The 22,486-nt window shown below is 63.7% G+C and carries 26 protein-coding genes; 21 read left to right on the top strand and 5 right to left on the bottom strand.

Annotated features, from left to right (window positions below; genetic code table 11):
* Window positions 1-4 precede the first annotated feature (4 nt).
* Window positions 5-433 (top strand): TIGR03668 family PPOX class F420-dependent oxidoreductase, encoded by a 429-nt coding sequence (locus tag AT701_RS31905; RefSeq protein ID WP_003897940.1) that lies wholly within the window; start codon window positions 5-7, stop codon window positions 431-433.
* Window positions 434-437: 4 nt separating this feature from the next.
* Here the strand turns inward: AT701_RS31905 and AT701_RS31910 are convergent, their stop codons facing one another.
* Window positions 438-1,004, bottom strand: a complete 567-nt coding sequence (locus AT701_RS31910; RefSeq protein ID WP_228025549.1) for a TetR family transcriptional regulator — start codon at window positions 1,002-1,004, stop codon at window positions 438-440.
* A gap of 235 nt (window positions 1,005-1,239) precedes the next feature.
* Between AT701_RS31910 and AT701_RS31915 the strand changes: the two genes are divergently transcribed.
* The 5 genes from AT701_RS31915 to AT701_RS31935 are packed head-to-tail and all read left to right on the top strand — an operon-like array spanning window position 1,240 to window position 4,255.
* Entirely contained in the window at window positions 1,240-1,992 is a 753-nt protein-coding gene (locus tag AT701_RS31915) for a hypothetical protein (protein WP_003897942.1), read from the top strand.
* Window positions 1,989-2,738: a hypothetical protein gene (locus AT701_RS31920; RefSeq protein WP_058127288.1), complete on the top strand. Its 750-nt coding sequence runs from the start codon at window positions 1,989-1,991 to the stop codon at window positions 2,736-2,738. Before AT701_RS31915 ends, AT701_RS31920 begins: the two co-directional genes overlap by 4 nt.
* Window positions 2,739-2,757: 19 nt before the next feature.
* Window positions 2,758-3,333 carry a cytochrome c oxidase subunit 3 gene (locus AT701_RS31925; protein ID WP_058127289.1) on the top strand — a complete coding sequence of 192 codons (576 nt, stop codon included), beginning with the start codon at window positions 2,758-2,760 and terminating at the stop codon, window positions 3,331-3,333.
* Between the two features lies 1 nt (window position 3,334).
* A complete protein-coding gene (locus tag AT701_RS31930; protein WP_058127290.1) occupies window positions 3,335-3,628 on the top strand; it encodes a cytochrome C oxidase subunit IV family protein in 294 nt (97 codons plus the stop codon).
* 9 nt (window positions 3,629-3,637) lie between these two features.
* Window positions 3,638-4,255: a TetR/AcrR family transcriptional regulator gene (locus tag AT701_RS31935; protein ID WP_058127291.1), complete on the top strand. Its 618-nt coding sequence runs from the start codon at window positions 3,638-3,640 to the stop codon at window positions 4,253-4,255.
* Here AT701_RS31935 and AT701_RS31940 read toward each other — a convergent pair.
* Window positions 4,178-5,194 carry an alpha/beta hydrolase gene (locus AT701_RS31940; protein ID WP_223495900.1) on the bottom strand — a complete coding sequence of 339 codons (1,017 nt, stop codon included), beginning with the start codon at window positions 5,192-5,194 and terminating at the stop codon, window positions 4,178-4,180. The genes AT701_RS31935 and AT701_RS31940 overlap by 78 nt on opposite strands.
* A 185-nt stretch (window positions 5,195-5,379) precedes the next feature.
* Here AT701_RS31940 and AT701_RS31945 point away from each other — a divergent pair, with 185 nt between their 5' ends.
* The 5 genes from AT701_RS31945 (at window position 5,380) to AT701_RS31975 (ending at window position 10,283) form a co-directional block, all read left to right on the top strand.
* A complete protein-coding gene (locus AT701_RS31945) occupies window positions 5,380-5,664 on the top strand; it encodes a type VII secretion target (RefSeq protein ID WP_058127292.1) in 285 nt (94 codons plus the stop codon).
* Between the two features lie 132 nt (window positions 5,665-5,796).
* Entirely contained in the window at window positions 5,797-6,960 is a 1,164-nt protein-coding gene (locus tag AT701_RS31950; RefSeq protein WP_223495902.1) for a hypothetical protein, read from the top strand.
* The gene (locus tag AT701_RS31955; protein WP_058127294.1) at window positions 6,957-7,718 is read left to right on the top strand and encodes a hypothetical protein; all 762 of its coding nucleotides are present in this window, start codon (window positions 6,957-6,959) and stop codon (window positions 7,716-7,718) included. The genes AT701_RS31950 and AT701_RS31955 overlap by 4 nt, the downstream gene beginning before the upstream one ends.
* Before the next feature lie 147 nt (window positions 7,719-7,865).
* Window positions 7,866-9,040 (top strand): IS3 family transposase gene (locus AT701_RS34475; protein ID WP_223495904.1). Its coding sequence is split into 2 segments (ribosomal slippage): window positions 7,866-8,136 and window positions 8,136-9,040, totalling 1,176 coding nucleotides; the frame shifts between segments, so codons are not numbered across the junction.
* Between the two features lie 17 nt (window positions 9,041-9,057).
* Window positions 9,058-10,283 (top strand): IS3 family transposase gene (locus tag AT701_RS31975; protein WP_085976171.1). Its coding sequence is split into 2 segments (ribosomal slippage): window positions 9,058-9,289 and window positions 9,289-10,283, totalling 1,227 coding nucleotides; the frame shifts between segments, so codons are not numbered across the junction.
* A gap of 331 nt (window positions 10,284-10,614) precedes the next feature.
* Here the strand turns inward: AT701_RS31975 and AT701_RS31980 are convergent.
* Both AT701_RS31980 and AT701_RS35885 read right to left on the bottom strand, forming a co-directional pair.
* Window positions 10,615-11,115 (bottom strand): hypothetical protein, encoded by a 501-nt coding sequence (locus tag AT701_RS31980; protein ID WP_157892600.1) that lies wholly within the window; start codon window positions 11,113-11,115, stop codon window positions 10,615-10,617.
* The gene (locus AT701_RS35885; RefSeq protein WP_223495906.1) at window positions 11,115-12,068 is read right to left on the bottom strand and encodes an EspK C-terminal domain-containing protein; all 954 of its coding nucleotides are present in this window, start codon (window positions 12,066-12,068) and stop codon (window positions 11,115-11,117) included. Before AT701_RS35885 ends, AT701_RS31980 begins: the two co-directional genes overlap by 1 nt.
* Window positions 12,069-13,037: 969 nt before the next feature.
* On the opposite strand from AT701_RS35885, the gene AT701_RS35890 reads away from it, so the two are divergent.
* Window positions 13,038-13,583 (top strand): hypothetical protein, encoded by a 546-nt coding sequence (locus AT701_RS35890; protein WP_223495908.1) that lies wholly within the window; start codon window positions 13,038-13,040, stop codon window positions 13,581-13,583.
* Window positions 13,584-13,621: 38 nt separating this feature from the next.
* On the opposite strand, the gene AT701_RS35895 is transcribed toward AT701_RS35890, so the two are convergent.
* Window positions 13,622-14,119 carry a hypothetical protein gene (locus tag AT701_RS35895; RefSeq protein WP_223495911.1) on the bottom strand — a complete coding sequence of 166 codons (498 nt, stop codon included), beginning with the start codon at window positions 14,117-14,119 and terminating at the stop codon, window positions 13,622-13,624.
* A 223-nt stretch (window positions 14,120-14,342) separates the two neighbouring features.
* Between AT701_RS35895 and AT701_RS31995 the strand changes: the two genes are divergently transcribed.
* From AT701_RS31995 to AT701_RS32045, 9 genes are all read left to right on the top strand, one after another.
* Complete coding sequence (locus AT701_RS31995; protein ID WP_058127299.1) at window positions 14,343-14,765, top strand: hypothetical protein; 423 nt, start codon at window positions 14,343-14,345, stop codon at window positions 14,763-14,765.
* A gap of 555 nt (window positions 14,766-15,320) precedes the next feature.
* Window positions 15,321-17,234 (top strand): GH-E family nuclease, encoded by a 1,914-nt coding sequence (locus tag AT701_RS35900; protein ID WP_223495914.1) that lies wholly within the window; start codon window positions 15,321-15,323, stop codon window positions 17,232-17,234.
* 76 nt (window positions 17,235-17,310) lie between these two features.
* Window positions 17,311-17,769, top strand: coding sequence for an ankyrin repeat domain-containing protein (locus AT701_RS32010; RefSeq protein WP_081319639.1), 459 nt, complete (start codon window positions 17,311-17,313; stop codon window positions 17,767-17,769).
* Window positions 17,770-18,118: 349 nt separating this feature from the next.
* Window positions 18,119-18,373, top strand: a complete 255-nt coding sequence (locus AT701_RS32015) for a hypothetical protein (protein WP_058127302.1) — start codon at window positions 18,119-18,121, stop codon at window positions 18,371-18,373.
* A gap of 58 nt (window positions 18,374-18,431) precedes the next feature.
* Window positions 18,432-18,836 (top strand): ankyrin repeat domain-containing protein, encoded by a 405-nt coding sequence (locus AT701_RS32020; RefSeq protein ID WP_058127303.1) that lies wholly within the window; start codon window positions 18,432-18,434, stop codon window positions 18,834-18,836.
* Between the two features lie 149 nt (window positions 18,837-18,985).
* Window positions 18,986-20,305 (top strand): IS256 family transposase, encoded by a 1,320-nt coding sequence (locus AT701_RS32025; protein WP_011727856.1) that lies wholly within the window; start codon window positions 18,986-18,988, stop codon window positions 20,303-20,305.
* A gap of 99 nt (window positions 20,306-20,404) precedes the next feature.
* Window positions 20,405-20,725: a hypothetical protein gene (locus tag AT701_RS32030; RefSeq protein ID WP_157892604.1), complete on the top strand. Its 321-nt coding sequence runs from the start codon at window positions 20,405-20,407 to the stop codon at window positions 20,723-20,725.
* A 62-nt stretch (window positions 20,726-20,787) separates the two neighbouring features.
* Window positions 20,788-21,926, top strand: a protein-coding gene (locus tag AT701_RS32040; protein WP_127821072.1) for an IS3 family transposase whose coding sequence is annotated in 2 segments (ribosomal slippage) — window positions 20,788-21,058 and window positions 21,058-21,926 — 1,140 coding nt in all. Because the reading frame shifts where the segments join, the coding sequence is not laid out codon by codon here.
* Window positions 21,927-22,008: 82 nt separating this feature from the next.
* Window positions 22,009-22,482: a 9-bladed beta-propeller domain-containing protein gene (locus AT701_RS32045; protein ID WP_058127306.1), complete on the top strand. Its 474-nt coding sequence runs from the start codon at window positions 22,009-22,011 to the stop codon at window positions 22,480-22,482.
* Window positions 22,483-22,486 lie beyond the last annotated feature (4 nt).

The following is a 22,486-nucleotide window of genomic DNA, read 5'->3' on the forward strand; positions in this document are numbered from 1 at the left end:
GGCCATGGCCGAATTCGACGCGGTGACGGCTTTCGCGGATGCGCCTGCGGCGGTCCTGTCGACGCTCAACGCCGACGGGGCGCCGCATCTGGTTCCCGTGGTGTTCGCCGTCCACGTCCCGCACGTCGAAGGACAGCCCGCACGCATCTACACCGCGGTCGACGCCAAACGCAAGACCACCCGGAATCTGCGCAGGCTGGCCAACATCGACCGCGACAGCCGCGTCAGCCTGCTGGTCGACCACTACTCCGACGACTGGACGCAGTTGTGGTGGGTGCGCGCCGACGGCGTGGCGACCACGCACCACAGCGGCGACGAGGTCGCCACCGGCTACGCCCTGCTGCGCGCCAAATACCACCAGTACGAGCGTGTCTCGCTGGACGGCCCGGTGATCTCGGTCGAGGTCTCCCGCTGGGCGTCGTGGCAGGCCTGAGCCGTCACGGCAGGACGCGCAGCCCGTACAGGTAGGTGGTCAGGTACACCTCCAGCACGGGGGCACGCGCATCCCTGGCTTCGGGGATCGTGATGAGAAGTGCGTAGAGACCGACCACGAACGACACGCCGACGTGCATCACGTCGACATCCGCCGGTATCTCGCCGCGTTGCTGCGCGCGCTGGAGTTCGGAGATGATGACCGTGAGTGCCGGGTATCTGGTCCACTCCTGCGAGGGCGGCCTGGTGGTGGAGAAGTGCAGCGCCAGAAAGTCTTTGAACAGTCTGCGACCCAGCCGACGCTCGAGCTTCTCCAGCAGTCGGACGGTCTCGGCGAGCGTGTCGCGCACGCTGTGCGGGCGGGTGTACAGCCGCGTGAGTTCGGTGACCATGCGTTCCTGCTCGCGGGCCTCCAACTCGATCAGAACGTGTTCCTTGGTGGGGAAATGAAAGAAGAAGGTGCCGTGGGCAACTCCCGCGGCCGCCACGATGGCCGCGGTGTCGGCCGCCGCGATGCCGTTGCGCTTGAACTCCGCGAGCGCCGCGCCGAGCAGGCGCTCCCGCGTCTGCATGCCCTTCCTCCACCGGCCGGTGCGTTCCTGCCTCAGCACACGTCACCTCTTCACTGACTTCACTCAGTTTCACGCTTCCGTTTGCCTTGCGCGCACGCTACCGTGCAGAGCGGAGAACACAGGCAGTAATCGGAAACTCGCAGGCAAACATCGGTCGTCCGGACAGTGCGTCATCCACTTCCGCACTCTCTGGGCTGACCTGAGTCACTTGAACCGTACGATGTCGGAGGTATCGGTGCAGATCCTCGAACAGGCCCAGGACCTGCCCACGGCGGGGAACATCAAAGCGCAGTGGGTCAGCCTGTGGACCGGGCCCGCAGTCGGACTGGTGCTGCTGGCGGCGTTCGTGGCGTTCCCCGGCTTCCGGCCCCCGATGCCCCCGGACCTTCCGGCCGATCAGGTCGCGGCGTTCTACGCCGAGAACACCGCGTGGATGCGGTTCTCCCAGGTCACGTTCAACCTGTGCGGAATCCTGGTGCTGCCGTTCTTCATGGTGATCGCCGTGCAGATGAAGCGCATGGCCAACCAGACCCACATCTTCGCCTACTGCTACCTGACCGCGGTGGTCAGCGGCGCCACCACATTCGCGTTGTCCAACATCCTGTTCCTGGTCGCGGCGTTCCGCCCCGGGCGCAACCCCGAACTGGTCATGCTGCTCAACGACCTGGCCTGGATCGTGTTCATCGCGCCCATCGGCATGGTGGTCAGCCAGTTCGTGATGCTCGCGCTCGCGGTCTACTTCGACACCAAAGGACACGGCGAACCGATCCTGCCGCGATGGGTGGGCCACTTCTCGCTGGCCACCGCGGTCGTCATGATCCCCGCCGCGGGCGCCGCGGTGTTCCACAGCGGACCGCTGGCATGGGACGGGTTCCTGTCGTTCTGGATGCGCAACGGCGCGTTCGCGGTCTTCGTGGTCGTGATGTTCTTCGTGCTGCGCCGCGCGGTGATCCGCCAGGCCGTCGCCGAGGGTGTGGTGGCCGGATGAGCACACTGACCCCGGAGCATCCCGTCGGCGCAGAGGTCAAACCCCGTCGCGGCAAGCCCGACGTGGTGTTGATGACGTGGTTCTTCCCGGCCTGGTACGCCGTCTTCGGCGTGATCATCTGCCTGATGGCGCGTGTCACGCCGCCGCCGCGCCCGGACGTCACCGACGCGGACAAGGTCGCGTTCTTCGTCGAGAACGGCACGACCATCCGGATCGGCTTCTGTCTGCTGCTGATCCTGCTGGGCGGGGCGGCGCTCACCAACGGCCTGGTGGCCTACCACGTGAAACGGATGTCGGTCGGTTCGGTGTTCGCGTACGCCTACATCGGCGGCATGGGCGTGGGTGCGCTGCCGGGCTTCCTGCTGGTCGCGGTGTGTTTCCTGACCGCGACGTTCCGCGCCGATCGCAACCCCGAACAGGTCAGCCTGCTCTACGACCTCGGCATGCTGTCCTACAACGGATCGCTGGGCTGTTTCTCGGCCGCCTATCTGGTGCTGGCCCTCGCGATCCTCTATGACCGCAACGAGATCTTCCCCAAATGGTTTGCCTACGTCTCCATCTGGCAGATCATCACCGAGGTCATCGCGACCCAGATGTTCCTGTTCCAGGCCGGTCCCTTCGCGTGGAACGGCTCACTGGCGTTCTGGTGGGCGGTGGTGGTGTTCTGCGTGTGGCTGACCGCGTTGATCGTGATTCTCAAGCAGGCCGCCGAGCGCCAGGCGCTCGACGAGCCGGCACTGGACTGACTGCGACAGAGGATGTTTCGTGACGCGAACCGACGAAATCACCGCGACTGCGGGCCGCGGGCATCTGCCCGGCGACGGCCACATGTGGGTCATGGTGCTGGGCGATCTGGTGATCTTCGCCGGATACTTCGTCATCTTCATGATCTACCGGACCATGAATCCCGACGAGTTCCTGCGGGCCCAACAACATCTCGCGATCAACATCGGGGTGCTCAACACCGTGATCCTGCTGAGCAGTTCGTGGTTCGTCGCGCGCGCGGTCCTGGCGACCCGCGCGGCCCGGTACGAGACGGCCATCCGATTGGTTCGCGCCGGCGGCGCGCTCGGTGTGGCCTTCATGGTGATCAAGAGTTACGAGTGGTTCGTCAAGATCCGTGCCGGACACACCAATTCCGAGATGTTCTTCTCGTTCTACTACGTGATCACCGGTGTGCACCTGGTCCACGTGCTCATCGGGTTGATCGTGCTGGGTGTGCTGGTCCGCGAACTGCGCACCCGTCGCAGGCCGTCGATGGTGGAATCCGGCGCCGTGTACTGGCACATGGTGGACCTGCTGTGGATCGTGATCTTCGGCCTGCTCTACGTGATGAGGTGACATGGCCACGCGACCAACGACATCCGGTGAGAGCACCCGCAGCATCACGTGGGTCTGGCTGGCACTGACCGCGATCACGATCGGGTCGTGGTGGCTCGCACCCGCACACATCACGGGAACCGTCCAGGCGAGCACCACGATCACGGCCGTCGTGCTGGTCCTCACGTTCGTCAAGTGCCGTCTGATCATTCGGCATTTCATGGAGGTTCGCACCGCACCCCGCTGGCTCGGGCACGCCACCGACGCGTGGCTCGTCGTGCTGCTCACCACGGTGTTCGTGATCTATCTGTTCTGATCTCACCGTATGGTGGTGGCGATGAGCGACGCGCCGCGCAAGAAGCCGCGCCAGCGCCGGTCGAGAGAGACCGTCGAGGTGGTGCTGGAGGCCGCCGCGCAGGTTTTCGACCGCGAGGGACTCGCCGCGACCACCAACCGCATCGCCGAACGCGCCGGGGTGTCCATCGGTTCGCTCTACCAGTACTTCCCCAACAAGCACGCGCTGCTCAACGCGCTCGCGCAGCGGCACGTGCAGACGGCCTCTGCGCGTCTCGACGCGGTCTTCACCGAACTGCGCCACGAGACACCAGAATTCGACCAGACCCTGCGGTCGATCCTCGCGGTCGTCGTCGACCTGCACCACGACCGGCCCGCCCTACACCGGTTGATGCACCGCGTCGCGGTCCCGCGCGACGATCAACTCGCGGTGCTGCAGGAATTCGAGGACCGGCTCGCCGGCGAGGTCGCGTTCCACCTCGTGCGGTGCGGCCGCGTCCGGGATCCCGACGACGCCTCGGCGACGGCCCGCACCGTGGTGCACGCGGTCGACGCGCACCTGCACCGCGTGCTACCCCACCGCGAAGTCACCCGGGAGGCCGCCGTCGGCGATCTGGTCGGCCTGGTCGAACGGCTGCTGCGGCCCTGACGACCCACCACCGGCGAGCACGCTGTCGCAGACCCCGCGCAGCGCAGTCACCAGCTGACCGATCCCGGGCTCCTCGACCGGATAGTGACCACAGCTCTGCAGCAATACAGTCCGAGTCGGCGCCGAGATGCGGTCGGCGAACCGGATGCTCAGCGACCGCGGCGTCCACCGGTCGGCGCCCGGGTGCACCAGGGTCACGGATGCCGCGTCGAAGCGCTCCGCTGCGGTATGGCGAAAGTTCATCCAGCTTCCGAGAAACCCGAGCGGGATGTGCACGCCACCGCCGCGGGTGTCGCGCAGCACCAGTCGGTTCAGGTCCGGATTGCCGCTCATCGCAGCCATTTTCACGATCCATCGGATGGGCATCCGCACCCCGCCCACGTACCGGTCGGCCGCACCGAGGACCCGCGGCGCCACCCGCCCGAGCACCGGTACGCGCGCCGCGGCCGCCCGCGCCGCCGGGTCGGCCGGATCGAGCAGGCACGTCGCCACCACGTGGGCGACCAGTCCGGTACGCGCGGCGACCTCGTAACCGAGCAGGCCGCCCATGCTCGCCCCGAACACCACGAGCGGACGGTCGTCGTTCGCACACTCGTGGCGCACCAGATCGCTGACACACTCGACCCAGTCGTCGTAGCGCACCCGCCGCGGTTGCGGTACCCGGGTGTGCCCGTACAACGGCAGATCCGGCACCAGCACGTCGGCGCCCTCGGCGGCCGCCAACCCGGCGAACGGCCACAGCGCCGCGGCGTGCCCACCCGCGCCGTGCAGCACCAGAACCCGCGCCCGACTGTCCGGCAGCTGCGCGCGCAGAATGTGCACGTCGTGTCCCCGCCACGACCACCACGTCGACGCCGGGGCAAGCGCCTGCCGGTACCCGGCGGGCAGGAACCCCGCATAGCGCTCGATGTCGGACCGAACTTCCCGCATGACATCCATACCGCAAGCCTGTGCCGCGCCGAATAGCCTGACAACTCGCATTCGGTGGTCACAAAGCCGCCGGTGAACAGGCATCCGTCGTCGGCTGCTCGCGTTTCTGATCCGCCTGAAACTGGTGACAAACCCGGTTGTCAACCTCCACTAGGCTTTTGCCATCTCGACCAGATGACGAGGGGAGCCTGCCGATGGAGGTCGATCCGGAGATCCTGCGCGCTTTTGCCGGCCAGGTGGACATCGCATCGGGGCTCATTCGCGAAGCCGATGCCGGAGACAAGGTCGCGACCGCCGCGGATGGGTTGGACGGCTCGACGACACAGTGGGCGGCACGACTCGTCGGATCGCACGTCAAAGAGATCGCGGCGCAGATCGCCGCTGACGTCAACGACATGGGCACCGCAGTTCGTGGCGCGGGCAACTCCTACGAAGTGACCGATGCCGGTCTGGCGGGCAGCTTCGGGAAGATCTTCTGACCAGTGTTGCCTTCACGTCCCCGCCTGGAGCGCTGGAACCCCGACTCGTTGTCGACGTCCGGTCAGAGCGCCCGAGAAGCCGGCGCGGCTGTCGGTCAAGCAGTAGCTCGTATCAGCAACAACCTCAAGACCATGCCGGAAACGCGATCGTGGTCGGGCGGCGCTCACGATGCGGCGGTCTCGATGTTCGAGCGGGCACAGAAGCAGACGGATAACTTTTCCAAGTACACGGCAGCCATCGGAGACGCGTTGAAAGGCGGCGCCGGACCGATCGGTAGCGCCCGCACAACACTGCTCAACAAGGCCGACGAGATCGATCAGAGCGGCCAATTATGGGTGAACGACCAATGGGTGGTCTTGATCAAAGGCGGCCAGATGACCGTCGAACAGGCCGCCGCGCTCGAAAAGCGTGCTCAGTCGGAGCAGCGGACTGTCATTACTCTTCTGTCCGCAGTCGGCAAGGCCGATGAAGACACGGCCGCGAAAGTGACGACTGCCGCGCAGCAGTTTGGTTTCGCAGTGCCCGACTCAGGTGGGCTCGGACCGCTGTTTCCTGGAGTCGCGAAACCAGACGACGAAGTGCCCAATCCGATGTTCCCCCTCGGGGTTCTACAGCAAGCTGTAATCCGCGACGGCGACATGAAGCAAACCGTCCGAGAGACAACGGTCGAGAAGAAATACAATCCTGAGACCGGCGAAGAAATATCGACAGTTACGACCAGATACATGATGGACGGTAGTAGGTATGTCGAGACCGTCAACGCGAAAGCATCCTTCTCGGATCGTTCACCATTGACGACCGTCGTCCATTTCGACAAAGATAATAAGCAGATTTCCAGGACAGAAACTGTCACTTGGAAACCATGGGCACCCAGTAGCCTTGCTGGCAAGACTACTAGTACAACTACCTACGCTGACGGCACAATAGCTGAATTGGAGCAATTACCAAACGGCGAGCAATTCGTGACGATAAGAACCCCGGATGCCCGGGAACCGAATGTGCCGATCAACCTCACCGACCATCCTGTGTTGAGTACCGTGAGCGCCGCGGGTGGCAAATACCTCGGGCCCGGAGTAGCAGTTGCCACGGCTCTGTGGGACTATCACGTGGCAGACTCCGACTTCAAGAAGTGTGTGGCCGCCGCCGAGGGAATCACAGGGGTAACCGCCGGCACACTAGCAGGTCTTGCAACACTGGAGTTCTCTCCGGCTGTCTCGATACCGGTGGGATTGCTCGCAGCCGGTGGCGGCGAGGCTCTGGGCAACTGGATCGGGAATACATTTTGTCCACGATGAGAACGGCCGGCGTACTACGTGTCGCATTCGTCTTCGCCATCCTGACAGGTGGAATTGTCTACATCGCCGTATGGGCGGCCATCTGGTTCGTTCATGGCGATTACATGACCACGGCATTGTGCCTCGGCGGTGTCGCATTGCTGACCGGCCTGATCCTTCACACAGCCTTCGGGGTATCAGGCAGAGCACGTCCGCGTACAGAATTTGGCCGTGACGGAACACTGGTCCGTCCTCAAAAACTCCCTGACGTGGCTTTTGGAACAGGCCTGGCCATAGGAGTACTTTCCGCCGCGATATATCTCGCTTTCTCGCAGCTGGGTACCGTCGCGTACACACCATCAGGAATTCTCCGCGTCGCATTTCCCGCGGCTTGCGCGTTCTATGTGATTTTCGGCATCCCAGTCCTCTATCGGATGTTGAAATTCCGCGACGGAAGCCATCTTCGTATCGACCCCAGCGGTTTCGAAGTGTGGGACGGCCAATGGAATACATTTGTGCGCGGGGGATGGGACGATGTTCAGCAGATTCTCGATCACCCCGTACGGGGGAAGACATCAGTTACCGATGTCATCGTTTTCGTCCTCGGTAAGCGAAAGAGCGCGAAGCTGGTAACCAACAGCATCACCGCCGACAGCCATGCGCTGAGGGAGTGGGTCCGTTTTTACTGGCAGCACCCGGAATATCGGGAGGAACTTGTCGACAGCCGAGGCGTGCACCGCCTCGAAGACCAGAGGTTCTCCCCGAGTGATGCGGCCTGAGAGAGGCCCCGGCGCATTGCGCTCGGATCCCCACACAAAGCTTCGGTTGATCAGAGCGCTTGCGGTTGAGGTGAGCCCCCTGTAGTGGTCCAGTCGTTGTGGGGACTCTGTTGCCCGAGTGTTCGGGCAGGAAGAATCACCAACGACATGACATCGAACAAACGCCGGCGGCATACCCCGGATCAGATCATCCGCAAGCTCGCCGAGGGCAACAAGCTCCTGGGGACCGGCCAGGAACTCGCCGAGGTGTGCCGGCACCTGGAGATCACCGAGTCGACCTGGCATCGCTGGGTGGCCCAGTACGGCGGCATGAAAGCCAACGAGGCCAAACGCCTCAAGGAGCTCGAGGCGGAGAACGCCCGGCTCAAGAAGCTGGTCGCCAACCAGGCCCTCGACATCGACATGCTCAAGGAGATCTCGTCGGGAAACTTCTGACCCCGAACCGCAAGCGCAGCGCCGTCATCGCTCTGCGTGAACGGTTCGGGGTCTCTGAGCGCCGCGCGTGCTCGGTCGTCGGGCTGCACCGCTCGACGATGCGTCTGACGCCGGCTCCGGTCACCACCGAGGAGACCGAGTTGCGGGCGTGGCTGCGCCGGTTCTCCACTGATCGGCCGCGCTGGGGGTGGCGCCGGGCGGCGAAGATGGCCCGTCGCGCCGGCTGGAATGCCAACAACAAGCGCATCCGCCGACTGTGGCGCGAGGAGGGCCTGCGGGTGCCTCAGCGGCGCCGCAAGAAGCGGCTGACGGGGATCGGGGTCGCCGTGGGGGCGATGTCGCCGATCCGTCCGAATGCGATCTGGGCGATGGACTTTCAGTTTGATACCACCGCTGATGGTCGCACGCTGAAGATGCTCAACGTGATCGACGAGTTCACCCGCGAAGCCCTCGCCATCGAGGTGGATCGCAGCATCGATGCCGACGGGGTCGTGGCTGTGCTGGATCGGCTCGCGCTCGTCCATGGGGCGCCGCACTATGTGCGTTTCGACAACGGGCCTGAGTTCGTCGCGCACGCGGTGCGCGATTGGTGTCGATTCAACAGCGCCGGTTCACTTTTCATCGATCCGGGTTCGCCATGGCAGAACGCCTGGATCGAATCGTTTAACGGCAGACTGCGAGACGAACTGCTCAACCTGTGGCGCTTCGATTCGCTACTGGAAGCCCGGGTGATCATCGAGGACTGGCGCTGCGATTACAACGCCAACCGGCCCCACTCAGCCCACGGTGACCGCACTGATCCGCCCCGGCGTGTCTGGAGAGTTCTTCCGTTGGGAAGGATGGGCACGTGGGATCGAAGTCATCGAGGCGGTATCCAGACGAGCTGAAGGTGCGGGCGGTGCAGATGGTGGCCGATCTGCGCAGCGAGACAGTTTCGGAGTGGGAGGCGATGGGCCGGGTTGCTGACCTGCTGGGCGTCGGTACTGCCGAAACGGTGCGCAAATGGGTCCGCCAGGCTGAGATCGACGCCGGCTCTCGGGCGGGGCAGACCAGCGAGGAATCCGAGGTCCTGCGCAAGCTGCGCCGGGAGAATGCCGAACTCAAGCGGGCCAACGCGATCTTGAAGGCGGCCTCGGTTTTCTTCGCCGCCGAGCTCGACCGGCCCTCTCAGTAGTCGTGGAGTTCATCAGCGCCCACCAGCACATGCGGGTGGGCGTTGATGGTCTCAAGTGGGGTGTCGAGTCGATGTGCGCTGTGCTTTCCGAGTACGGCGTCACGATCGCCCCGTCGACGTATTACGCCCACCGCGCCCGTCAGGGCCCCTCGAAAGCCGACTGGGCCGATGCGCAGGTGATCGATGCGATCTGGCAGCTTCGCCAATCGCAGAGTCTGTACCGAGTCCTGGGCGCTCGTAAGACATGGATTGTATTGCGCACCAATGGTATCGACGTATCGCGCTGTGTCGTGGAACGGGTCATGCGGGAGATGGGTTGGCGGGGTGCGTGCAAGCGCCGGCGGGTGCGCACCACCGTCGCCGATCCGGCAGCGACGCGAGCCCCGGATCGGGTCCGGCGTAATTTCGTCGCCGGTGCGCCTGACCGATTGTGGGTGGCCGATTTCACCTACTGCCGGACTCGTGCCGGCTGGGCCTACACGGCGTTCGTCACCGATGTCTATGCCCGCAAGATCGTGGGTTGGAAGGTGGCTACCGAGATGACCCAGAAGCTGGTGACCGATGCGATCGACCACGCTATCGACACCAGAAAGCGTTCGGGTGCAGCATCTTTGGATTCACTTATCCACCACAGCGACGCGGGCTCGCAATACACCGCGGTCGCGTTCACCGAACGTCTGGCCGCTGAGGGGATCCTGCCTTCAGTCGGATCCGTCGGGGATAGTTTCGATAATGCTCTGGCCGAATCGGTGAACAGCAGCTACAAGACCGAACTCATCGACCGCCAGCCGCTCTATCCCGGTGCCACCGAACTGGCGCTGGGGACCGCCGAATGGGTGGCCTTCTACAACCGTCAGCGACCCAACGGCTACTGCCAGGACCTGACCCCCGATCGGGCCGAAGCGCTCTACTACCATCGCCAACGGCACCCTCATGCCGAGGAGGCACTCAGATAAGAGAACCTCCCGACATGCCGGGGCGGATCACACCCCAGCCGAGTTTGCCCTACAGTGGGCCACGACCCATCAACCGAAAGTCGCATAGCGACTGGACCACCAAACGGGTCCCCCTCAGCCAGCGTCATTACCGGCACCAGACCGGCGCACGACACGAGATGGGCATCATCGAAGACCGCCGACGACGCAGCGAACCTATGGGACACTTTCACCGGAAGTGCCTTTCGAAGTTGTGCCGATAAGTGCCTAGAGAACACTCATCATCACAGCTCAGAAGGCACTTTCCTCGTCACGACACCCTGCGACCAGCCAATTCATCGGTGGATCGAGGCTAAATGCTCGATGGCAGAGCGGTATAGGACACGATGCGCGCACCGTTCTCGACCAGGTTGAGCGGCAAAGGATCCCGTCCCCACAGACTGCACACCCACAGTGCGCGTGAGCGCGCTGCACCGTGCACAGACCGAAGTCGCACCGTCGCATCTGAATGAGGGACGATGCGGCCACGCCAATCCGCGCGTGTACCAGAAGCACTGTCCTGCAAGGCGTCTGCGAGAGCAGCCGAGACCGAGGCCGCCCACGCCGGGGCGGCGGCTGCCGGTAGTGCAGCCACCTCGAACGCCGACCACAGATCAGGCGGCAGCGTCTCATCGAACCCTTCCGGGCACACTCCGGAGTACCCGACGCGCGATACGACCATCTTGGCGACCGTGGTCCCCGCGACGTGGTCGAGCACACCCTGGCGGTCTTCACCGTCCCACAGCAACGCCGCCGTGGCCGCAGAAATGGTCTGTTCGGCTGCGCGCTCTAAAATCGCCCAGTCAACTGCCATCATGATCCCCCGCCCCATGGGGTGCTCACGATCTGCATCGCCAGATAAGCGATGTCGGCATACTTGATGTCCGGGCCGTTGTCCGGGTTCCACAACAGCAACAGTTCAGTCAGACGAGCCAAATCGTGGCAGGCCAACACATACGGCGAGGCCACCTCGTTGCCGGCTAACCACCCCGGCCGCATGGCAGAGCCGTTCGCCGCCGCGGTCACCGATTCCGCCTCCAGTGCTCTCCACCGATCGTGTGACACCGGCAACCCGTTGCCCAATAGCTGCAGAATCTCCCGAATCACCGGCGACACCGCAAGATCTCGAACCGATCCCGCACGCCCCAACGCCATTTCAGCCGCCGACAGCGTTGTGCGCCACGCTTCGGATCGGTCCGGCAGTGGGCCCTCACCGAATCCGGTCAGCCGAGCGTATTCGGCACGGTTCAAGGTCTCCAACCGGTGGCTGTGTGTGTCGTCGAGCGGTGAGGGCGGCGCACCATCAGAGATCGGCGACAGAGACCGCGAGCAGTCTTCATAGTGCTCGATCACCGACCGCGCCGGCATCGATGAGCCCCCGAGATCCGTCGAGACCGCCAACGCCCACAACTCGATATCCGAACGGTGCTCAGAGGCCAACTTCGCATACGCCAGCATCGTCTCGGCCGGATTCGCCCAACTGAACCACCGCGCCCGAAACTCTGGTGGGAGCCCGCCATCGGCGAACAACATCCGCGCCGACCGCGGCACAAACACCCCCGCTGGGAGGTAACCGGCACCCTCGCTGTTGACGATCAACGTCTCCACACCCGAGGACGTGCGGAACACACCCACACACCAATCCATGTACGGATACGCCCTGGAATCGTGCAACAGCTGATACAGCAACTGAGAAGCACTCGCCAGCAACGGGTCTGGCAGCGAGGAGCGGATCGCTTCGCTCGCAGCTCCCGCCGAAGCGCCCACACCGGAGCCCACCACCCCCGGCGGCAACGGCGCCACCGGGCCGGCAGAAGACCCACCACCACCAGTCGGTGCGGTCGGCGCCGGCGCAGGACCGGCCGACGGTGTCACCGCGGCAGCCGGTGTCGCAGACCGCGCCACATCAGACCCGAACGGCGGCAGCGGCCCCATCGGGGCCGCCGGCACACCCGCCGAACCCACAGACCCCACCCCAGGACTTGCCGGCGCCGAAGACGGAACCGCCGGAGCCGACGACGCAGCCGAACCCGCAGCGACCGTCGACGGCGTCGCCCCCGCCGGAGCCGAAGGCACCCCAGAGGGAACAGCACTACCCGGTGAGCCCGTCGGCTGCGGAGAAACCGGCGGTGCAAATGTCGCCGGTCCGCCACCAGCGCTCAAACCAGCGCTCAAACCACGAGAAAAGTCCGACGGCGCACCAGCCGATGTCGACAACGGCGACTGCGGAAGGCCGCCGGCCCCCGGTACACCGCCACTGCTGGGCATGCCCGCACTGCCCAAACCGCCCGGCGAGCTCAACCCCTGAGTCGGCAGCCCGCCCGAACCCAAACCGCTTGGCGCCGACGGCATCTTCGGAACACCGCCACTACCAAGGCTGCCTGCCGACCCCAGAGACGAAGCAGACGAACCACCGCCACCACTCACGGGCAGTGCTGTTGGTGCTGGAGGGCCATCCTCGCTTGACTGCAAGCCATGACCACGTCTGTCACTTGGTGTGGGTGTGGCCCCTTCACCTTGGCTGGTGGTTTGGGTGGGTAATTCTTGTTGATCTGCCCCGCTAGCTTCGTCGGAATCGGCGGAAAGTCCGCCCCCACGATGAGGTTTAACCCCGTCTTCCTCAGTTTCTGTTTGCATGTCGAGCGGAGACGCGGGGGGTTCGGTACCAGGGAATCTGCTGGTTGGCATGCCGTTGCTGCGAGGGCCACCGGGTCCGCGGCCGCCCATTCCGACACCTTGGTTTGCGAGGTCGCGCAGTTCGGGGTCGACCGGGTCGGCGCCGCTTCCCTGCCCCTGGCCGCCACTTCCAAGTCCGGCCTCAGCAGCCTTCGCCGAAATTGCAGAAGTCACCTCGGCGGACTTCGCAGTCGCGGCGGCCCGGGCTGCCGCAACGATTTCCATGATCTGCGCGCCGCCGATAGCCGCGGGGAAGCCCTGCTGGATGGCCTCCATCACCTTTTTGATCGCCTCATGGGCTTCGGCGTCGATCTGGTCCAGGTCCTCGCGCAGCCCATAGACCAGGCGTGCGCACTCCTCGCACACTCGCGCGAACGTAAAGTAACGATCCGCCTGCGACGTGTAGATGCTGGCATAGTGGTTCACCTTGTGGACGAAGCCGTCGATCATGTGGCCCGACTGCTCAGATGCAACCTGATTGCCCGCCTCGCGGCAACTGTCAGCATTCGAAAGAAGATCGACACCCTTAGCGTGCTGAGCGTCAGCAGCCGACTGGAAGTTCTGTGGATCCGTAAGAGGCCAAACGCCACCAAGAATCGCTGCTGAGAACTGCCGCTGCGGCATCCCTGCCGGCGCACTGACGCTTACCACTTGATGCCTAGTGCGTCGCAGATCGAGAGTGGGCCGCCGTATGCCGACAAACTATCGGCCCAGATTGCCTTGTCGTATTCCTCCGGCGGGCCGGGACGTGCATTCCGGACATACAGAATCCGGTCGTCGATGAAACGTTGCAGAGTGCGCTGAAAGAAGGGATCAACATCGGGGTGCTGATCGAGTATTGGCTGTATGCGGTTCGCCCAATCTTCTGTATCCGAGCGGAATTTCGGTAGTGCAGCATCCCTAGCCGGTGTGCCAGGATCACCGGTGTTTCGCCAGGTGTTTGATGTCCGATCGTCTTCGGCCATCAGCGGAGCGATGGCGGTGCACAGCGCGCGATCCGCCTCGGTGGTGTCCGAGGGTGTGGCGGTGGCTGGCTGATTCGGCTGAGTCGCTGCCACATCGGATGGTGCGGGTCGTGTCGCCAAGGCGACAATGCCGACAACCAACGCGGCAAGCGCCATCATCAAAGTGATCAGAGACATCCACGAGAACCGTCGCTGGTTCGAAGGCTGTAGCTGCCCCGACGGAGCCCACTGCTGTGCGATGACTGGCTGTTGACCGTGCTGGGGGTCCATTTGCCCAGCTTAAGACACTGCAAGGTTAGGTTCAGGCGCTGTTTCCGTCCTACCGAGGTCGACCGGACCGCCTTGCGGTGAGCTGATCACCGCAACCGGCAGCTAGAATCAGCCGAGAGGAGCAACCAGAATGGCGGGCAACGAACTACTCGCTCAAGCCACCGTCATCCCCGACTACCACCAGGTGCGTTTCGCCGCACTCGGCGCGAGAAGCGTTCCTGAACTCGATGACTACCCCGTGGAGTTCATAGCCGACGGATCCAGCATCCACGTGTTCACCTTCGCCGACGACCAAGACGAACACGGCGATCGCACGGTCGATGTCTATGTCTACCGCGGCACCGACACCGCCGGGCTAGGACGACTCATCTTCGACGCACCTTTGGACTTTTCTCAACCCGAATGCACTTTCGGCAGTGGACTGTCAGCCGAGGATGACCGTCACCACGTTTCGCTGAGGCGCACGGGCTCCATCCCTATCCGCGTGCTCACACGAGAAACCCAGCCCGGCAACGGAACCGACATCATCAACGTCCTCATCGACGACAGCTAAATCGCCACAGATCTTCCATATCGCGAAACCGTCTCGTTTTCTAAAGAATCCGGGACGGTCAGATCCTGTCTTCAGCTAGAGCCTCTTACCCGGGTTTGTGCGCGGTCGTACGACACGCACGCTATGTGGTCGTACTGGCAGCACTCGATCAACAGAGCCGGACCGCATCGAACGGCTTCCTCATTCTCACCACCATGCCGCCTGTGAGCAAACACACAAAGAACGCCCGGCATGCCCACTGACGCATCGCTGAGTTGGTAGCTGAATGCAGGTCAGAACCGGTTGAAGTAATTTGCCTGAGCGGAAATCTATCCGGCGCACGCCCCGTCGCCACACCAGTCTTTTACCAGGTGATTGACGTTTGTCGATAGCGCTGCTTACAGTCCCGTCCAGCAGACAGCGAGATAGCTGACTGGTTTCTAGTGAGATTGCTGAACGGGGTATCGCATGCGGGGGGACGGTAGCTGGATGCCGGGTGCAGGAAACTTCCTGCACGATGGTCGGCACAGTGTGTGGTTGGGCTGGCCGGCGCGTTGGCTGGCCGCGTTGTGCGCGGTGGCGCTCACCGTCGGCGGGCTGCACCTGCTGGCGCCCTTGCCGCCGAGCGGGGCCGACGAGGCGGCGCAGGGGTTCGCCGACGCCGCGATCGCCGCGTTCACCGATTCGGCGGTGGGCTCGGACCCGACACTGACCGCCCCGGCGCGCCGCGCCGGATTACCTGACGACCCGGTGGCCGGGTTGACCTCCCCGACTCCCGCCGGGCCGGTGCAAGTGGTACTACCGGGCGGGCTCGGCAACGCCCAGCACACCGCAGGCGGGCAAGTCGTCTACCCGAACGCCGGTGCCGGGTTCGACCTGTTGGCCGAAAACACGGGGAGCGGTACCCGCACCGTGGCCCGGATCAGCGACCCGGGCGGGCCGCGGATGGTCACCACGTTCGTGCGCACCCCGGCCGACACCGTCATGCTGGCCCACACCAACGGCTATCTGACCATCAACAAAGCCACTCCCACCGCCGAGACCATCGGCATGTTCTCCCCGGCCGAAACCCGCGACGCCACCGGCGCATTGGTGCCCAGCTCCTATGTCGTCAAACAACTCGCCCCGCAGTTGTATGTGCTCGCCGAAGTCATCGACCCCCAACCGCACACCACCTGGCCGGTCTACGCCGACCCACCCCTGCACCTGACCGGGCCCGGCGGGGTGCCGGTGGGCTTGTTCGATTCGTTCACCAACACCGTCAGCTCGCTCGCCGACACTGCGACCTCGGCGGTCACCACCGTCGCCTCGGCCACCGTGTCCGGTGCCAAGGCCGTGGGTGGGTTCGTCAAGGAAAACCCACTGGAATCGGCTCTGCTCGTGGGTGGTGTCGCGTTGGCGGTCACCGGCGTCGGTGGCCCCGCGGGTGCTGCGATGATCGCCTCGGCCACCGTCAACATCTCCAGCGCCGCCGTCGACATCGCTGCCGCCGCCATGCCCGACAACCAGACCCTGGGCATCGCCTCCACGGTGCTCGGCGCCGCGTCCATGGTCACCCCGCAAGGCGCCGCCAAGAAGGCCGTCAAAGAAGGCGCCGAACTCGCCGCCGAACAACTGGGCAAGCACGCCGACGACGTCATCGACGTCGCCAAAACCACCCCCACCCCACCAGCACAACTCGCCGACGAGGTAGCAGCCGCAGGCACCCCGAAACCCCCAGTCACACCTGGTGTCTCACCGAAAGCCCCCAACGCGCCCCCGGTCAAGGCTGCAGATTCGTCGCCGAACGCAATCCCGGGCGGGGAGCAGAGCTGGGCGATGGCACCTGCGCCCAACGACAGGCGATTGAGCACCGACATCACCTCGCGCGTGCCGCTACGAAAAGGCACTAAGCAGCAAGTCCGCGACACTCATCCGTTCCACGACAGCGACGGCACTCCGCTCGATCCGCACACGTTTGAGCGGATTGAAGGGACGCCGCACTTCGGGCACAAACCAGAGTTCAAGGATGAGACGTCGCGGAAGATGACCGAGAAGTACGGGTTATCGCGTCGTGAGCGGGTCGAATGGGAAAACGTTCCCGACCACTACCAACTCGAGAAGCCGCTCGAAAACAGTGGCCACAAGCACGAAATCCCGTACCGGCCAGGCGATGAAGACAAACTGTATGACAAGTTCGTGGACTGGTCGCGCAAAGAGATCCATACCAACCCCCGGCTGGCCAAGGATCCCACGGCGCAGCGTCGAGCTAGCCTGGCCCGTCCGACGGGCCCAGACCAGAAACGGCAAGTTCAGCATGTTCGCGCGGAGCAGACCACGAATAGGGTGCGCGATACAGCACGTGATAGCGCCCGCGATGCCAACCAATCCAGAAGCCGAAGCGGCAGTGACTCAGGATCGAAATCCAGTGGTAAATCGTCGGATAAGAAGTCCGATAAGAAGAAGGACAAGAAGAGCAAGAAGCATCACAAGAAGCCGTCCGGGAAGTGACAACGACTGCGACAAGGTGAAGTCGGCCCGGGTGGTCGCGCGACCCGTCCGTCGTCACGAGTAGGTGAGATGCTACATGGGCGAGGCAACGGGCATACTCGCGCTGCGAAGGTATTGGAAAGGGTGGAATCCGGTGGCCAAGAGTGCTCTGCATACGTCGGCGGGCCTTGACCTTGTTGATGATTTGCGTCGAGAAATCGTTGATGGGCTCGACATCAACGAAGCCGACGAGGCCGGACTGACTCCTCTACACCACGCCTGCATTCACTGGAGCTACGAATCCGCCAAGATCCTCCTGGAAGCCGGAGCTGATGTCGACCCCCGAGACCAATGGGGTAACACACCGTTACTGCGGGTGGTCGGCAGCCGAGACGACAGCTTGGCATGGGTCACATTGCTGCTCGAATACGGCGCTAACCCAACGATCGAGAACAACTACGGACACTCCCCGCTTAGCAACGCGAAACGAATGCAGGGAACCGAACGGTTGCTTCCGGCGCTTGAAGAAGCGCAGAAGCGATTTACCGCGCAATAGGCGTAATCAACGTCATCATCGACGACAGCTAGATCGCCACAGATCTTCGATATCGCGAAACTGTCTCGTTTCTAAAGAACCGAGGACGATCAGATCCTGTCTCAGCTAGACGCCTCATTCGCGCCGTCACGCTCTTGTGGCAGGTGTTCGATAGTGCGATTCGAGCACAGACGGATCGCAGCTGGTCCGCACTCGTTTCTAAATGCGACTGTGAGCAAACGCACTCACAATGGCAACCACATTGGCTGGCGCATCGTTTGATGAGTAGCTACATGCAGGTAGGGACCGGTTTCATAACAACGAGTACAAGGGTTGGCTGAAACCGCAGGTTGATCAGGGCAATAAGCGGTTGGCCAAGGATCCCACCGCGCAGCGGCGGCTCCGACAGGAAGCGGGCCCTAGCCAATCCAGCGCCGACACTCAACGCGACACCGCGCGTGAATCAGCACGCACCGCCGACAACAACGAATCGGCCAATAATAGCGATTCCAAGCCGCGTGACAACGCAAATGGTAAGAGCAAGGAAAACAAAAAGAACGACAAGAAAAAAGAGAAGAAGAAAGACAAGAAGAGCAAGAATCACCACAAGAAACCCGGCAAGTGACCAAGTCATCGTGCACCAGGTCATCGCCAAGACTGATTGAGATGGGAAGCTGATCGCTATGGCTCGCACACCGTTGCACATGTTCGGGATGAAATACCGCCGCGACGAGTACCTGGCGTTGATCGCCAGCGGCGAACACGACGTCAACGCCCAAGACCTCGACGGTAAGACGCCGCTGCACTATGCGACCGAGCAGGAACAGTCGGAGATCGTGCACGCGTTGTTGGACGCCGGGGCTGATCCGAACGTTCAAGAACGCATCTACGGCAATACCCCGCTATCGCAGGCGGTCCTTGAGATTGTCGAGCCCGGGGATCCGGTGATCGTCAAGATGCTCGACCACGGAGCCGACCCCACCATCGCCAACAACTACGGCCACTCCGCGCTATCTTCCGCGCGCAGCATCGGCCGTAGCTGTGTGCCGCTGCTTGAAGCCGCCGCAGCCAAAAACAAGCAGGACTGAAATGGACCTCGGCAGAGCAATGATCAATACCTGTGGATGAGCCTCGGTGTGGGGGCGTGAAGATGGGCGCACCTTCCCGGGGATGATCTTCACGGAATCAGGTATTCGATCAAGACCGGCGTTGGCGCGCTGGTTGGGAAGGTACGCCCATGCTCACCGTAGTTCACGACACCGAGGACGCCAACGACAAGGCCAGCGGTGCTGGTCGGTCGTTGTTGGATGAGATCGTCCGCGACGGGGCCCGGCAGATGCTGGCCGCGGCGTTGCAGGCCGAGGTCGCCGCCTACGTGGCGCAGTTCGCCGATCAACTCGACGAGAACGGTCACCGGTTGGTGGTGCGAAACGGCTATCACCAGCCCCGGGAGGTGCTGACCGCCGCCGGCGCGGTGCAGGTGAAAGCGCCGCGGGTCAACGACCGCCGTGTCGACCCCGACACCGGTGAACGCAAGCGGTTCTCCTCGGCGATCCTGCCGGCCTGGGCGCGCAAGTCGCCGCAGATGAGCGAGGTACTGCCGCTGCTGTACCTGCACGGCCTGTCGAGCAACGATTTCACCCCTGCCCTCGAGCAGTTCCTCGGCTCCGGCGCTGGGCTGTCGGCCAGCACGATCACCCGGCTCACGGCGCAGTGGCAAGACGAGGCCCGCGCGTTTGGGGCCCGCGACCTCTCGGCCACTGATTACGTGTATCTGTGGGTCGACGGCATTCACCTCAAGGTGCGGCTGGACCAGGAAAAGCTCTGTCTGCTGGTGATGCTGGGCGTGCGTGCTGATGGCCGCAAGGAGCTCGTGGCGATCACCGACGGCTACCGCGAGTCGGCCGAGTCGTGGGCCGATCTGTTGCGCGACTGCAAGCGCCGCGGCATGACCGCCCCCGTACTCGCGATCGGCGATGGCGCGCTCGGGTTCTGGAAAGCAGTCCGCGAGGTTTTCCCGGCCACCAAAGAGCAGCGGTGCTGGTTTCATAAGCAGGCCAATGTTCTTGCTGCACTGCCGAAATCAGCGCACCCGTCGGCGCTGGCGGCGATCAAGGAGATCTACAACGCCGAGGATATCGACAAGGCCCAGATCGCGGTCAAGGCCTTCGAGGCCGACTTCGGCGCGAAGTATCCCAAGGCGGTCGCTAAGATCACCGACGACCTCGATGTGCTGCTGGAATTCTACAAGTATCCGGCCGAACATTGGATTCATCTGCGAACGACGAATCCGATCGAATCCACCTTTGCCACAGTGCGTTTGAGGACCAAGGTCACCAAGGGGCCCGGATCACGAGCGGCCGGACTAGCGATGGCCTACAAGCTCATCGACGCCGCCGCGGCCCGCTGGCGTGCCGTCAACGCCCCACACCTGGTCGCCCTGGTCCGCGCCGGCGCGGTCTTCCATAAAGGCAGACTGCTCGAACGACCCACCGACATCACCCCGCCAACATCGCCCTCAGACGGCGGTCAGCACGCCGGAACGGAGGTCGCCTGAAACACCCCGATCCACAGGTATTGACAATTCCTCCTCGGCACATTCATTGTAGGAAAGACCTTCTACTACAAGGGCGCAAGCGAACTCGAGCTGGGCTCGGTGGCTGTTCCCTCGGGCCGGCTGCGGATCCGCGACCCGTTCTTTCCCCACCCCGGTCCTGATGACGGTTGCTTGCTGATCGTCGCGCCGGGGACGTACCGCGTCTGGGTCACCCTCGTCGAGATCCCTGCCCTGCATGACGAAACCGAGCTGGAGACCCGCGAGGCCTATCTGTCGATCGGCCTCAACGACCGCACGCCCACCGGCTTGGACTACGCCGATGCTCTGCTGCCCTCACCTCGGCCCAGCTTCGGCGCGATGACCGGCACCGATTCCGGCAACATCGCGGTCTTCGACGACACTGAGGTGAGCCCCCTGTAGTGGTCCAGTCGTTGTGGGGACTCTGTTGCCCGAGTGTTCGGGCAGGAAGAATCACCAACGACATGACATCGAACAAACGCCGGCGGCATACCCCGGATCAGATCATCCGCAAGCTCGCCGAGGGCAACAAGCTCCTGGGGACCGGCCAGGAACTCGCCGAGGTGTGCCGGCACCTGGAGATCACCGAGTCGACCTGGCATCGCTGGGTGGCCCAGTACGGCGGCATGAAAGCCAACGAGGCCAAACGCCTCAAGGAGCTCGAGGCGGAGAACGCCCGGCTCAAGAAGCTGGTCGCCAACCAGGCCCTCGACATCGACATGCTCAAGGAGATCTCGTCGGGAAACTTCTGACCCCGAACCGCAAGCGCAGCGCCGTCATCGCTCTGCGTGAACGGTTCGGGGTCTCTGAGCGCCGCGCGTGCTCGGTCGTCGGGCTGCACCGCTCGACGATGCGTCTGACGCCGGCTCCGGTCACCACCGAGGAGACCGAGTTGCGGGCGTGGCTGCGCCGGTTCTCCACTGATCGGCCGCGCTGGGGGTGGCGCCGGGCGGCGAAGATGGCCCGTCGCGCCGGCTGGAATGCCAACAACAAGCGCATCCGCCGACTGTGGCGCGAGGAGGGCCTGCGGGTGCCTCAGCGGCGCCGCAAGAAGCGGCTGACGGGGATCGGGGTCGCCGTGGGGGCGATGTCGCCGATCCGTCCGAATGCGATCTGGGCGATGGACTTTCAGTTTGATACCACCGCTGATGGTCGCACGCTGAAGATGCTCAACGTGATCGACGAGTTCACCCGCGAAGCCCTCGCCATCGAGGTGGATCGCAGCATCGATGCCGACGGGGTCGTGGCTGTGCTGGATCGGCTCGCGCTCGTCCATGGGGCGCCGCACTATGTGCGTTTCGACAACGGGCCTGAGTTCGTCGCGCACGCGGTGCGCGATTGGTGTCGATTCAACAGCGCCGGTTCACTTTTCATCGATCCGGGTTCGCCATGGCAGAACGCCTGGATCGAATCGTTTAACGGCAGACTGCGAGACGAACTGCTCAACCTGTGGCGCTTCGATTCGCTACTGGAAGCCCGGGTGATCATCGAGGACTGGCGCTGCGATTACAACGCCAACCGGCCCCACTCAGCCCACGGTGACCGCACCCCAGCCGAGTTTGCCCTACAGTGGGCCACGACCCATCAACCGAAAGTCGCATAGCGACTGGACCACCAAACGGGTCCCCCTCACGGTGTTCAGCGCTCTGTTGACGACGACAGGTTGCGTTGTCGAAGGTCGTCCGGTGAGCGACGACCTACCGACCGCCGACAAGTTGGGTTTACCCCAACAGAGCTTGCTCACAGAGCCGATGCGGCGCCAACCGGTGCCGGGTTGGACGGTCGAGGCGGCCGATCTGGGACTGCAGACGAAGGACCGCATTCGATTCTCGCCGATCGGGAATGACGGAGACCGCGCGCTGTTCCTGGCGATGACGGTGCAGGAAGCCTGGGTCATCGGCATCGACGTCGGCAGCGGCCACAAATTGTTCGAGCCAGTCTGGTTAGGCAACCACGGCAGTGCAGAGGCATTGCTCGCCACGGTTTGCCATCTCAATGGCGCGAGCATGGTGTTGTGTCTCCGCGAAGATCCCCTTGCAAAACCACCGGCGCGCGCGTGGGTGATCGACACCGCGACGGGCGAGTTGATTTACGACGGCCCAACCGAACTAAGCCTCGATCCACCGATGGAAAGCCTGGATAGGCGGGTGTCGATATAAGGAA

Origin of the sequence: Mycolicibacterium smegmatis (genome assembly GCF_001457595.1) — a bacterium.
GTDB classification, from domain to species: Bacteria; Actinomycetota; Actinomycetes; order Mycobacteriales; family Mycobacteriaceae; genus Mycobacterium; species Mycobacterium smegmatis.